The 12,004-nt window shown below is 65.0% G+C and carries 14 protein-coding genes; 13 read left to right on the top strand and 1 reads right to left on the bottom strand.

Annotated elements, in window-relative coordinates; all coding sequences use genetic code 11:
• The first annotated feature begins 50 nt into the window (after window positions 1–50).
• A complete protein-coding gene (locus tag FQK05_RS21140; protein ID WP_233270620.1) occupies window positions 51–323 on the top strand; it encodes a MurR/RpiR family transcriptional regulator in 273 nt (90 codons plus the stop codon).
• A 133-nt stretch (window positions 324–456) separates the two neighbouring features.
• On the opposite strand, the gene FQK05_RS21135 is transcribed toward FQK05_RS21140, so the two are convergent.
• Window positions 457–1,248 carry a helix-turn-helix transcriptional regulator gene (locus FQK05_RS21135; protein WP_158970655.1) on the bottom strand — a complete coding sequence of 264 codons (792 nt, stop codon included), beginning with the start codon at window positions 1,246–1,248 and terminating at the stop codon, window positions 457–459.
• Window positions 1,249–1,333: 85 nt separating this feature from the next.
• On the opposite strand from FQK05_RS21135, the gene FQK05_RS21130 reads away from it, so the two are divergent.
• The 12 genes from FQK05_RS21130 to FQK05_RS21075 all read left to right on the top strand — a co-directional run.
• Window positions 1,334–2,404 (top strand): ABC transporter ATP-binding protein, encoded by a 1,071-nt coding sequence (locus FQK05_RS21130; RefSeq protein ID WP_158970653.1) that lies wholly within the window; start codon window positions 1,334–1,336, stop codon window positions 2,402–2,404.
• Window positions 2,404–3,324 carry an ABC transporter permease gene (locus FQK05_RS21125; RefSeq protein ID WP_158970651.1) on the top strand — a complete coding sequence of 307 codons (921 nt, stop codon included), beginning with the start codon at window positions 2,404–2,406 and terminating at the stop codon, window positions 3,322–3,324. The genes FQK05_RS21130 and FQK05_RS21125 overlap by 1 nt, the downstream gene beginning before the upstream one ends.
• Window positions 3,324–4,130, top strand: coding sequence for an ABC transporter permease (locus FQK05_RS21120; RefSeq protein WP_158970649.1), 807 nt, complete (start codon window positions 3,324–3,326; stop codon window positions 4,128–4,130). The genes FQK05_RS21125 and FQK05_RS21120 overlap by 1 nt, the downstream gene beginning before the upstream one ends.
• A gap of 23 nt (window positions 4,131–4,153) precedes the next feature.
• Window positions 4,154–5,179: an extracellular solute-binding protein gene (locus FQK05_RS21115; protein ID WP_158970647.1), complete on the top strand. Its 1,026-nt coding sequence runs from the start codon at window positions 4,154–4,156 to the stop codon at window positions 5,177–5,179.
• A gap of 2 nt (window positions 5,180–5,181) precedes the next feature.
• On the top strand, window positions 5,182–5,943 hold the full coding sequence (locus FQK05_RS21110) for a carbon-nitrogen hydrolase family protein (RefSeq protein WP_158970645.1): 762 nt from the start codon (window positions 5,182–5,184) through the stop codon (window positions 5,941–5,943).
• A 3-nt stretch (window positions 5,944–5,946) separates the two neighbouring features.
• Window positions 5,947–7,311 carry an aminotransferase class III-fold pyridoxal phosphate-dependent enzyme gene (locus FQK05_RS21105; RefSeq protein WP_158970643.1) on the top strand — a complete coding sequence of 455 codons (1,365 nt, stop codon included), beginning with the start codon at window positions 5,947–5,949 and terminating at the stop codon, window positions 7,309–7,311.
• 15 nt (window positions 7,312–7,326) lie between these two features.
• Window positions 7,327–8,577, top strand: coding sequence for a flavin-containing monooxygenase (locus FQK05_RS21100; RefSeq protein WP_158970641.1), 1,251 nt, complete (start codon window positions 7,327–7,329; stop codon window positions 8,575–8,577).
• Window positions 8,578–8,591: 14 nt separating this feature from the next.
• A complete protein-coding gene (locus FQK05_RS21095; protein ID WP_158970639.1) occupies window positions 8,592–9,011 on the top strand; it encodes a RidA family protein in 420 nt (139 codons plus the stop codon).
• The gene (locus tag FQK05_RS21090; protein WP_158970637.1) at window positions 9,011–9,685 is read left to right on the top strand and encodes a DUF1028 domain-containing protein; all 675 of its coding nucleotides are present in this window, start codon (window positions 9,011–9,013) and stop codon (window positions 9,683–9,685) included. The genes FQK05_RS21095 and FQK05_RS21090 overlap by 1 nt, the downstream gene beginning before the upstream one ends.
• The gene (gene argE / locus FQK05_RS21085) at window positions 9,685–10,779 is read left to right on the top strand and encodes an acetylornithine deacetylase (protein ID WP_158970635.1); all 1,095 of its coding nucleotides are present in this window, start codon (window positions 9,685–9,687) and stop codon (window positions 10,777–10,779) included. The genes FQK05_RS21090 and argE overlap by 1 nt, the downstream gene beginning before the upstream one ends.
• A gap of 496 nt (window positions 10,780–11,275) precedes the next feature.
• Complete coding sequence (locus FQK05_RS21080) at window positions 11,276–11,665, top strand: MbcA/ParS/Xre antitoxin family protein (protein WP_158970633.1); 390 nt, start codon at window positions 11,276–11,278, stop codon at window positions 11,663–11,665.
• Window positions 11,662–12,004: RES family NAD+ phosphorylase (locus FQK05_RS21075; RefSeq protein ID WP_158970631.1), on the top strand; the 343-nt coding region annotated here is incomplete at its 3' end. The genes FQK05_RS21080 and FQK05_RS21075, both read left to right, overlap by 4 nt.

The raw sequence follows: 12,004 nt of genomic DNA, 5'->3' as shown, positions 1-12,004 counted from the left end.
CCGACGGACCCTGGCGGCCGCGATCCGGGCGGCGACTGGCGCAGAACGGAATGAGTATGGACGAGGACGAGAAGCCCACAGGCTTGCGCGACAGCCTGACCCGGGACTTCGCGCGGCTGACCCGGGCCGAGAAATCCATCGCCAACGTCATGCTGATAAACTCCGGCGTGCCGGCCTTCGAAACCGCGGCCGCGATTGCCGGGAAGGTGGGCGTCAGCCAGATGACCGTGGGGCGGATCCTGCGGACGCAAGGCTATCGGGGCGCGGGGCTTCATGGATATCGTACTGCCGTTGCGCCCGGGTTCGTGGCTTTTCTGGGATAATCGGTCACCGTTTGCCTCCTTGGCGGGCCTGTTGCGGGAAGACGGGGCCGGCCACCTGGGCGCGGGCGTTTGGCAGCGGCTGAAACATATGCGGCGCCTGCAGGACCGGTTCGGCGCCGACCAGGACTGAAGGTCAGTCCGCCAGCAACGGCATCACCAGCGAGAAGAGTTCCGCCTGCGAGCTGATCCCGCATTTGCGGTACAGCTGCTTGCGGAAGACCTTGACGGTTTGCGGGCTGATCTCCAGCCGCAGCCCGATGGAAACCGAACTGTGCCCTCGCAGGATCAGCAACGCGACCTCGGCCTGCCGGCGACTCAGGGCGATTCCGCGGCGTTCGCTGAAACGGATGCGCAGGCGGCCGACCAGTTCCGCATCGTCGTAGTCGCCGCTGGAGGACAGCCCCGCCCATTGCTTCGCGATCAGAGAGCAGGCAATCTCGCTTAATCTTTGGGCAATATCCATGTCCCGGGGGGTAAATTGGCGGTTCGAACTGGCGTCGCGGCCCAGGCAGACATGCACGGATACCCCTTCGGACGGGTAGGCGACATAGGCCACCTCGTCGACCAGCGTGGTGCGTCGGTAATAGGCCGCATAGTATTCGTTCCGCTGGAACTGGTCCGGGGCGAAGTCCCGCAGGCGGTACAGCCCCGCAGGCACCCGGGCGACATGCAGCTCGTGGAACGGGTCTAGCAGGTAGGCTCCTGAAATATAACTGCTTTCCAACTTGTCGTGGACCGAAGCGACATGGGTGTGAGCGTACAGGATTTCCGGCCTTCCGGTCTGGAAATAGGCCAGCATCGTGGCGTTGTCGATTTCGTAGCTGCGGTCCAGCCAGGCATAGAACGCGGGTGCGAAATCCTCTGTCCCGAGGGCAGAGATGGCCGCGGCAAGGTGCGCTTCGGTGGTATTCGGTAAGGCCCGCATGTACCCCTCTGGGGGTATATACCCCCCTTTTCCTGCATTCTAGCGAATGAACCCCATAACCGGGGGTATGCCGCATGAGGGCCCAATGAGCCAGAAGAACATTGCCGTGGATGTCGACAAGGTGGTGAAGCGCTATGGCAGCGTGACTGCGCTGCACGGTGTGTCGCTGGATATCCGCGAGGGCGAGTTCTTCACTCTGCTGGGCCCGTCGGGCTGCGGAAAGACGACTCTGTTGCGCTGCATCGCAGGGTTCGAGGACGTGTCGGACGGCCGGGTTCGCCTGATGGGCCAGGACATCACGCCCTTGCCCGCGCACAAGCGGCCGGTGAACACGGTGTTCCAGCAATACGCGCTGTTCCCGCACATGACCGTCCTTGAAAACGTGTCTTTCGGACTGTCCCGGCGCGGCTGGACGGCACGGGATGCGGAAGGCCGGGCAAAGCAGATGCTGAAGCTTGTGCAGTTGTCGGATTTCGCGAAACGCAAGCCCGGGCAACTGTCGGGCGGTCAGCAGCAACGGGTCGCGCTGGCGCGCGCGCTTGCGCCGGAACCGCAGGTTCTGCTGCTGGACGAACCGCTGTCGGCGCTGGACCTGAAGCTGCGTCAGGCGGTGCGGGTCGAGTTGAAGCAGATCCAGCGCGAAACCGGGATCGCCTTCGTCTTTGTGACCCATGACCAGGAAGAGGCCCTGACAATGTCGGATCGGATCGCCGTCATGTCGGCCGGTCACGTCCAGCAGATCGGCACCCCGCGCGAGATCTACGAGGCGCCCGTGAACCGCTTCGTCGCCGACTTCATCGGCGAAACCAACCTGCTGGAGGTCGCTGTGCGACAGGTCGACGGCGACCGCGCCACGGTCGTCCTGCCGGGTGGCCACGTGGTCGAGGTGCCGGCGGCCAGCGGCGCGAAGGTCGGGACCGGCCACCTGTCCGTCCGCCCCGAACGGATGTCCACGGCGCCGGGCGGCGGCGATCTGACCGTCCTGGTCGAGGATCATGTCTATCTTGGAACCGATATCCAGCTTCACGCGCGGCTGGACGACGGCGCGCCCCTGGTCGTGCGGATCCAGAACGGCGCCGCGGCAACGATCCCGGCACCGGGCACGAGGCTGGCACTGGATGTAGAGGCAGGCGCCGCGCGCCTGCTGGCGGACTGATGGCGGGCGTGGCCCCGGGCGGGAGCGGTTCCGGATCCGACATCTATCGCGGCAACGGGCCGCGGCTGATGCTGCCGGTCTGGGTCTTCATCGGGATCTTTCTGCTTTTGCCGGTGATCCTGATGGCGGTCTATTCCTTCCTGACCAAGGAATTCCGCGGCGGCGTGATCTGGGACTTCACGCTGGCCGCCTATGACCAGTTCTTCCTGAACCGCGGCCTGTTCGGGGACGAGCCCGCGACCATCGAATGGACCTATATCGGGATTTTCTGGCGCTCGATCTGGCAGGCCGGCCTGGCGACTGTGTTCTGCCTGCTGATCGGCTTTCCAACCGCCTGGTACGTGGCCACGCGGCCCGCCAGCACGCGGTCGGTCTGGCTGTTCCTAATCACCATTCCCTACTGGGTGAACCTTCTGATCCGCACCGTGTCGATGAAGTTCCTGCTGCGCGACACCGGGCCACTGAACGAATTTCTGATGTGGACCGGCCTGATTTCCGACCCGCTGTCGTTGATCAACACCAATTTCGCCGTGCAGGTGGGGCTGTTCTATTCCTACCTGCCGTTCATGGTGCTGCCGATCTATGCCGCCGTCGAACGCTATGACTTCTCGCTGTCCGAAGCCGCGGCCGACCTCTACTGCAACAACTGGACGACGCTGCGGCTGGTGATCCTGCCGGCGGTAAAGCCGGGGATCGTGGCGGGCTGCATCCTGGTCTTCGTGCCGTCGCTGGGTGCCTTCCTGGCCCCCGACCTGCTGGGCGGGGCCAAGACCTTCATGATCGGATCGCTGATCGAGGAGCAGTTCAAGGGCGCCGCCGGCAACTGGCCCTTCGGGGCCGCCGCCGCGATGATCCTGCTGACCCTGGTCATGGTCGTCCTTCTGATCCACGCCCGCGTACAAGTTCGGGAGGACCGGTGATGGCCAAGACCGACATCCGCCGCTTTGCCGGATTCCGGGCCACGACATGGCTGTGCCTGCTGGTGCTTTATGCGCCCCTGGTGATCGTCGCGATCTACAGCTTCAACGCCTCGACCTCGATCACCCGCTGGGGCGGGTTTTCGCTGAAATGGTATGTCGACGTGTTCTCGGGGCCGGAGGCGCCGAAGTTCCGGGCCGCCGCGATCAACTCCTTCGCTATCGCCATCGGGGCAGCCACCTGCGCCACGATCATCGCCACCGCCGCCGCCGTCGCCATGAACCGGGCCGGGCGGTTCCGCGGCAAGCTGGCCAGCCTTGCGCTGATCAACCTGCCCCTGATGGTGCCCGAGATCGTGACCGCCGTCGCCTCGCTGATCTTCTTCATCACCATAGGGTTCAAGACCGGGCTGCTGACGATCTTCGTGGCGCACCTCGTGTTCTGCATTCCCTTTGCCTACCTGCCGATCGCGGCGCGGATGAAGTCGGTCCCGGACATGTTCGAACAGGCGGCGATGGACCTTTACGCGACCCCGTGGGAGGCGTTCCGGCTGGTCCTCTTGCCGCTGATGGTGCCGGGGATCCTGTCCGGGTTCCTTCTGGCCTTCATCATCTCTCTCGACGACTTCCTGATCACGAATTTCGTCAAGGGCGCAGGCATCGAAACCCTGCCCACGGCGATCTTCGGATCGGTCAAACAGGGCATCAAGCCCAACATCATGGCCATCTCGACCCTGCTTCTGGGCGTCTCGGTGGTGCTTGTCACGCTGTCCTGGCTGATCGGACGGGCGGGGCAGAACAAAAAATGACCAACAACAGCGGAGCACATTTCATGAAGACCTTCCTGACCACGACCGCACTGGCAATGACGCTGGCCACCGCAGCCGCAGCCGAGGGCGAACTGAAGATCTATCACTGGTTCGAATACATCCCGCAGGAGCTTCTGGACAAGTTCGCGGCCGAATACGACGTGACCGTGACCATGGACACCTACGACTCGAACGAGGCGCTGCTGGCGGCGCTGAAGGCGGGCAAGCTGGGCGAATACGACGTGGCGGTCCCGGGCGACTACATGGTCAAGATCATGGCCGACGAAGGCATGCTGGACACCTTCACCCCGGACGAGCTGCCGAATTTCGGCAATATCCAGGACCAGTGGGTCGATGTCGAATTCGACAATGGCCGGCACAGCACCATCCCCTACCAGTGGGGCTCGACCTCCTTCTCGGTGAATACCGAGATGTACGATGGGCCGATGGACAGCCTGTCGCTGATCTTTGACGCGCCGGACGAACTGAAGGGCAAGATCAACGTGCTGGACACCGCGGGCGAGACGCTGACGCTGGCGTCCCTCTATGCCGGCATCCCGCAATGTACCTCGGACCGCGAACAGCTGAAGGCGTTGAACGCGCTGGTGCAGGGGGCGAAACCCGACTGGGCGTCCTTCGGGTCGGACGTGGCCAAGGACGTGCTGGTGTCGGGCGACGCGGCGGCCGGGATGATCTGGTCGGGCTTTTCCGCCAAGGCCCGCGCCGAAGGCGCGCCGGTGCAATATGTCTTTCCCAAGGAAGGCATGATCGTCTGGATGGACAACGTGGCCCTTCTGAAGGACGCGCCGAACCGCGACAACGCACTGAAGTTCATGAACTTCTTGCTGGAGCCTGAAAATGCCGCCGCCGTCACCAACTATGCCCAGTACACCGCGGGCGTCGATGGCGTGGCCGAGTTCCTGGACCCCGAGGTCGCCAATTCCCCCGAAGCGAACCCGCCAGCGGACGTGAAGGGCGTCTTTGTCCAGTCCTGCCCGGAAGAGGTGCAGGTCCTTTACGATGCCATCTGGACCAATCTGAAGAAGTGAAAATGAAGCTCGCGCTTTGCCAGACCACGCCCCTGATGGGCGATATCGAGGCGGGATTTGCCCGCCTCGATACCATGACCCGTGCCGCGGCGCTGGCCGGGGCGGACATGATCGTCTTTCCCGAACTGTTCTTGCCAGGCTACAATCAGCCTGCGCTTCACGCGTCCCTGTCCCAGCCCCTGGGCGGTGAATGGTGCACCCGCGTGGCTGCCATTGCCGAGGCGGCGCAATGCGGCATCACGCTGAGCTGGGCGGAACGGGACGGCAACAGGGTCTTTAACGCTGCCACCGCCTTCGGCCCCGATGGCAGCGTTCTGGCGCATTATCGCAAGATCCAGCTGTTCGGCGCGATGGAGCAGGCCAGCTTCGACTTCGGCGACAGCTTTGCCATCTTCGAGTATTGCGGCATCCGTACCGCGCTGCTGATCTGTTACGACATCGAATTCGCGCCGCATGTCCGCAGGTTGGCGGAACAGGGCGTTAAGCTGATCCTGGTCCCAACGGCCAATTCCGTCGATTTCCCGCACGTCTCGAACGTCGTTGTCCCCGCCCGCGCGGCCGAGATGGGCATAACCATCGCCTATACCAATTATTGCGGATCCGAAGGCGACCTGACGTTCGACGGACGTTCCCTGATTGTCGGCCCCAACGGGAAGGCGCTGGCCAGCGCCGGCCCGGGGCCCACGCTTCTTGTCACCGATCTGGACGTGGCCGTGCCTGACTGGCTGCTGTCCACCCAACTTGCCGACTTCCGGAGGGTTTGACCCATGTCGCTCGATCTCGATATCTCTACCGATGGCGTACTGACTGCCGACACCAACCTGGTCCAGTCCTGGGCCGACCTGAACCTGCTGAAGCAGGACGGCAGCCGCACCGTCATCGTCAGCGCCGACGGCGCGATGGTGAAGGACAGCGAAGGCAACGAGCTGATCGACGGCATCGCCGGCCTGTGGTGCGTGAATGTGGGCCACCGCCGGCGCGAGATCATCGACGCCATTACCGAGCAGCTGGAAACGCTGGATTTCTATTCCACGTTCTACAACTTCACGCACCCGGCCGCGGCGGCGCTGGCGACGAAGCTGGCGGAACTGGCACCCGGTCACCTGAACAAGGTCCATTTCGGCAATTCCGGCTCGGTCGCGAATGAAACCGCGATCCGGATCCTGCACCACTATTACAACCGCCTTGGCCAGCCGAAAAAGAAGCGGATCCTGTCCCGCATCGGCGCCTATCACGGGTCCACCCAGCTGGCCATTGCCATGACCACGCCCAGCTATTCCGAAGGCTGGGACAAGGCGGGCGAACTGGTCCATCACCTCAAATCCCCGCATTACTGGCGCGAGGGCGGAGAGATGACGGAAGCCGAGTTCCTGGCTTCCCTCGTCGACGACCTGAAGGCCACGATCGAAGGCTATGGCGCGGAAACCATCGCCTGCATGGTGGCCGAACCGATCATGGGCGCCGGCGGTGTGATCGTGCCGCCGGAAGGCTATCACCAGGCGATGGCCGCGGTCTGCAGGGACTACGAGATCAAGTACGTGGCGGACGAGGTCGTGACCGCCTTCGGCCGGCTGGGGCATTTCTTTGCGTCGAAGGACGTATTCGGCGTCCAGCCCGACATCATCAACACCGCGAAGGGCCTGACCTCGGGGTATCAGCCGCTGTCGGCCACGATCATGTCGGACGAGATCCACGAGGTCATTTCCGGCCCCGGCGGCATGTTCTTCCACGGCATGACCTATTCCGGCCACCCGGCCGCGGCCGCCGCAGGCCTGGCGAATATCGCGCTGATGGAGAAGGAACAGATCCCCGAACGCGTCCGCACCACCGGCAAGCGGTTCGAAGGCAACCTGCGCGCGCTGGCGGATCTGCCGATGGTGGGCGAGGTGCGCGGCAGTCACTTCATGATGGGGATCGAGTTCGTGCGGAACAAGGACACGAAGGAACCCTTCGATCCTTCGGACATGATCGGCCTGAAGGTCGCTAAGGCGGCCCAGAACCGGGGGCTGATCGCGCGGCCGCTTGGCAATATCCTGATCCTGTCGCCGACGCTCATCATGGACGACGCGATGATCGACCGTGTCGCCGCGATCCTGCGCGAGGCGATCACCGAAGTGCAGAACGCGCTGTAAAATTGGGGGGCTGACATGACGGACGAGAAAACCGAGGTTCTGGTCGTAGGCGGCGGCCAGGCCGGCATCGCAATGAGCGAGCATCTGGGCGCCGAAGGCGTCTCCCACATCGTGCTGGAACGCGGCCGGATTGCCGAAAGCTGGCGCACAAAGCGCTGGGATTCTCTGGTTGCCAACGGTCCCGCCTGGCACGACCGTTTCCCGGGGCTGGAATTCGCGGGCGACCCGGATGCCTTTGTCGGCAAGGAGGACGTGGCCGCCTACATGGAGGCCTATGCCGCCCAGATCGACGCGCCGGTGCGCTGCGGGGTCGAGGTGGCGTCGGTCACCCGGCTGGAGGGGAAGCAGGGCTTTCGCGCCGAAACCAGTGCCGGCCCTATCGAGGCCGACTATGTCGTCGCCGCCACCGGCCCGTTCCACACGCCGCTGATGCCGAAGCTGGTGCCGGACACGGCCGGCCTGACCCAGATGCATTCCATCGACTACCGCAATCCGGACGCCTTGCCCGACGGCGCGGTGCTGGTGGTGGGCGCCGGTTCTTCGGGCGTGCAGATCGCCGCGGAACTGCGTGAAGCGGGCCGTGACGTGTACCTGTCGGTCGGCCCCCACGGCCGCCCGCCGCGCAGCTATCGCGGGCGGGATTACTGCTGGTGGCTGGGCGTCCTGAACAAGTGGGATGCCGAAGCGACGCCGGGGGTCGAACATGTCACCATCTCGGTCAGCGGCGCCAAGGGCGGCCATACGGTCGACTTCCGGGCGCTGGCCCATGCCGGCATCACGCTGGTCGGGCGGACCGAAAGCTATGCCGACGGGCACCTGACCTTTGCCCCGGACCTGGCCAGGAACATCGCCGAAGGCGACCGCAACTACCTGGCCGTGCTGGACGAGGCCGACGCCTTTGCCGCCGACAACGGCCTTGATCTGCCCGAAGAGCCGGAAGCGCGGCAGATCCTGCCCGACCCGGGCTGCGTGACCCATCCGGTTCTGGACCTGGACCTGGCCAAGGCCGGGATCACGACCATCATCTGGGCCACGGGCTTTGCGCTGGACTATGGCTGGCTGAAGGTGAACGCGCTGGACGCAGACGGGAAACCGTCGCACCTGCGGGGCATTTCCGATGAACCGGGTGTGTATTTCCTTGGCTTGCCTTGGCAGACCCGGCGTGCTTCCTCCTTCATTTATGGCGTCTGGCACGATGCGCGTTACATCACGGACCACATCCTGAAACGCCGCGCCTACCTCGCCTATCCCGGCAAGACCGCCTGACCCCGGAGATCCAGATGGCCCATACCCGCATCCGCAAGTTCAACACCCGCGATACCTATCCCGAACAGAAGCTGGACAACGACCTGTGCCAAGCCGTGGTGGCGCGTGGGGCGACCGTCTTCCTGCGCGGCCAGTGTCCGCAGGACCTGGACACCGCCGCCAATATCGAAAGCCACGATCCCGTAGAACAGACCCACAAGGTAATGCAGAACATCCGGCAACTGATCGGCGAGGCCGGGGGCGAGATGGAGCACCTGTGCAAGGTCGTGGTCTACCTGACCGACGTGCGCCACCGCGAGGCCGTCTATCGCACGATGGGCGAATACATCCGCGGCATTCACCCCGTCTCGACCGGGGTCGTGGTGACGGCGCTGGCACGGCCCGACTGGCTGGTGGAAATCGACGCGACCTTCGTGATCCCGGATCAGGCCTGATGACCTTTTCCATCGTTGCCCGCTGTGCCGAGACCGGCCAGTTCGGGGTCGCTATCTCCTCCTCCTCGCCCGCGGTGGCGGCGCGCTGCGCCTTTGCCCGGGCGGGCGTGGGCGCCGTGGCCAGCCAGAACGTGACCAATCCGGCCCTGGGGCCTGCCGTGCTGGACCTGATGGCGGGTGGCCTTTCCGCGGCCGACGCGGTGACCCGGGCCATAAGCACGGAAGCCTATCCCGATCATCGCCAGCTTCTGGCGGTGGACGATCAGGGGCAGAGCTTCATCCATTCGGGCGCGAAAGCGTTGGGGATCTGGACATCCGCGACCGGGGACAACTGCGCCTCGGGCGGGAACCTTCTGGCCGATGACGGCGTGCCCGCGGCCATCGTGGCCGGCTTCGAAGCCGCGACCGGCGCCCTGGGCGACCGGCTGATCGCCGCGATGCAGGCGGGACTGGCAGCGGGCGGCGAGGCCGGTCCGGTCCATTCCGCGGGCCTTCTGATCGTCGACGCGCAGGCCTGGCCCTATGCCGAACTGCGCTGCGACTGGACCGAAGACTGTCCGATCCGGGCCATCGCCACGGCGTGGACGGTCTACAAACCTCAGGCCGATGCCTATGTCACCCGGGCGCTGAACCCGGTCGATGCCCCGTCCTATGGTGTGCCGGGCGACGAGTGATGAACGAGGTCGAAATCCTGTCCCGGCTGGTGGGGTTTCCCACGATCACCGACGGTCCGAACCTTGATCTTGTCGACTGGGTTCGGGTGTTTCTGATCGACTGCGGCTTCGCCGTGAACCTGGTGCCGTCCGACTGCGGGACCAAGGCCGGCCTGCTGGCACGCCGTGGCGAAGGACCGGGCGGTGTGCTGCTGTCGGCCCACAGCGACGTGGTGCCGGTGTCGGGGCAGGACTGGGATCGCGATCCCTTCACCTTGGCCGGTTGCGGGCGGCGCCTTGTCGGCCGCGGCACAACCGACATGAAGGGCTTTCTGGCCTGCGTCCTGGCCGAGGCCTGGCGCCTGAAGGGCCGCCCCCTCGCGAAACCGATGATGGTGGCGCTGTCCTGGGACGAGGAAATCGGCTGTCAGGGCATTCCCCACATGATCGACCGGGTGATCCCGACGGTGGGCTGGCCGGGGCTGGTCATCGTGGGTGAACCCACTGGCATGCGGCTTTGCATCGGGCACAAGGGCAAGGCGGCCTATCGCGCGACATGCCGCGGCACGCCCGGCCATTCGGCAATGGCGCCCAGGTTCACCAATGCGCTGCACTTGGCAGCCGACCTGATCGGCGCACTGCGTCGTGTCCAGGACCGGGTCGCGGTCAGCGGCGCGCGGGACGACGGTTACCAGGTGCCCTATTCGACGCTCCACGCCGGCAAGATGTCGGGCGGCATCGCGCTGAACATGGTCCCCGAGGAAGCCGTCGTGGATTTCGAGATCCGCCACCTTGCGGCAGAGGATCCCGACGACCTGCTGGCCGAGGTGATGGACGGCCTGCCTGCCGGCATCGCGGTGGAGAAAGTCACGTCCTATCCGGGCCTGAATGCCGATCCGATGCATCCCGCCATCGCCGGACTGGCGTCGCGCCTGTCGAACCCGGCACCGGTCCGTGTGTCCTATGGGACCGAGGCGGGGTTCTTTGCCGGTCTTGGACTGCCGACCGTGGTCTGCGGCCCGGGCGATATGGCCGACGGACACCAGCCCAATGAATCCATCGAACTGACCGAACTGCGCCGCTGCCGGGCGTTGATGGGGCGCCTTTTCGGCTGACGCCCTTTTCCGGCTGCCGGCCCGGCAGAAGCCCGATATCGGGGCGTGTGTTCCATGGGGGCCGCGGCGGTGTGTCTTCACCGCTGCGCGGGCCGGCATCTGGTCCCGTCGCGCGGAGTTCAAGGGCGGATCACCTCGACCAGTCACCTGCGGCTTTTCGGGCTGAAGTCCTGGGGCGCGGTCACGGTGGGATGGTTGCAGACATCGCCCTGTGCGATCCGGCCCCGCGGCGGACGAACTGGCAGGATGGCCTGCACCACGGATCGGACCGTGCGCGGCGGGAATGCTGAGCCGTCCACGGTTGACCGGTCCGCACCTTGTTGCGGCGCAGACGGTCCCGACTGATGCGTGAATAATCCGCGGCATCAGTAGCTTGCACTTCGCCCGCAATGCGCCGGGCCTGTCCCGGGGCGGACTGAATCCATCGGTCTTCCCGATCATATGACCTTTACATATGGTCCATATGGACTATATCTTGGGTCAAGGAGTGCATGCCATGCAGATCACCGCGCGTATTGCAGAACCGGCTGACCGGACAGCCATAGCGCTGAAGGCCTATGCCCGTGCGGCCGAAGCCTGGGGGCTGACCCAGCACGAGGCGGCGGGGTTGGCCGATATGTCGGACAGCACCTGGAAACGCGCGAAAAAGCCGGGCTATGCCGGGGAACTGACGCATGACCAGATGCTGCGCCTGTCGGCGATCATCGGCATCTACAAGTCGCTGGAGCTGTATTTCTCGGACCCGCTGTCGCGGACGTGGATGACGCGGGCCAATACCGGGCCGCTGTTCGGCGGCGAACGCCCCGTCGATACGGCCATCGGGGGCGGGTTGCCTGCGATCCTGAACATCCGCACCTATCTGGACGCGCTGCGGGGCGGGTCGTGAAACGGACCGACCTGTCGGACCGCGGCCTGATCCGGCTTCTGCCCGCCACCTATCACAGGCCTCCGGTCCTGCGCGGGCTGGTGGACAGCGACGAGGAAGCGGCGATCCTGGCAGAGATCGAGGGGATGACCAGCGCACGCCTTGTCGCCGAACGGGGCCGCAGCCTGCATCTGGATCCGCGCGAACTGGCCTGGGAACGGCGCAAGGCCGATCTGCGGGTCTATGGAAACAGCCATGTCAATGCGGCCTTCACCTATACGCGCTCGGGTGGCAACCGTTTCAACGCCGAAGGGCGCGGCGCCTGGTACTGTGCTTGGGACGTCATGGTCTCGGTGGCCG

The organism is Chachezhania sediminis (genome assembly GCF_009765275.1).
Lineage (GTDB): Bacteria > Pseudomonadota > Alphaproteobacteria > Rhodobacterales > Rhodobacteraceae > Chachezhania > Chachezhania sediminis.
Note: the sequence above shows the minus strand (reverse complement) of the source record. Positions and strands in the feature narration are given on the sequence as shown.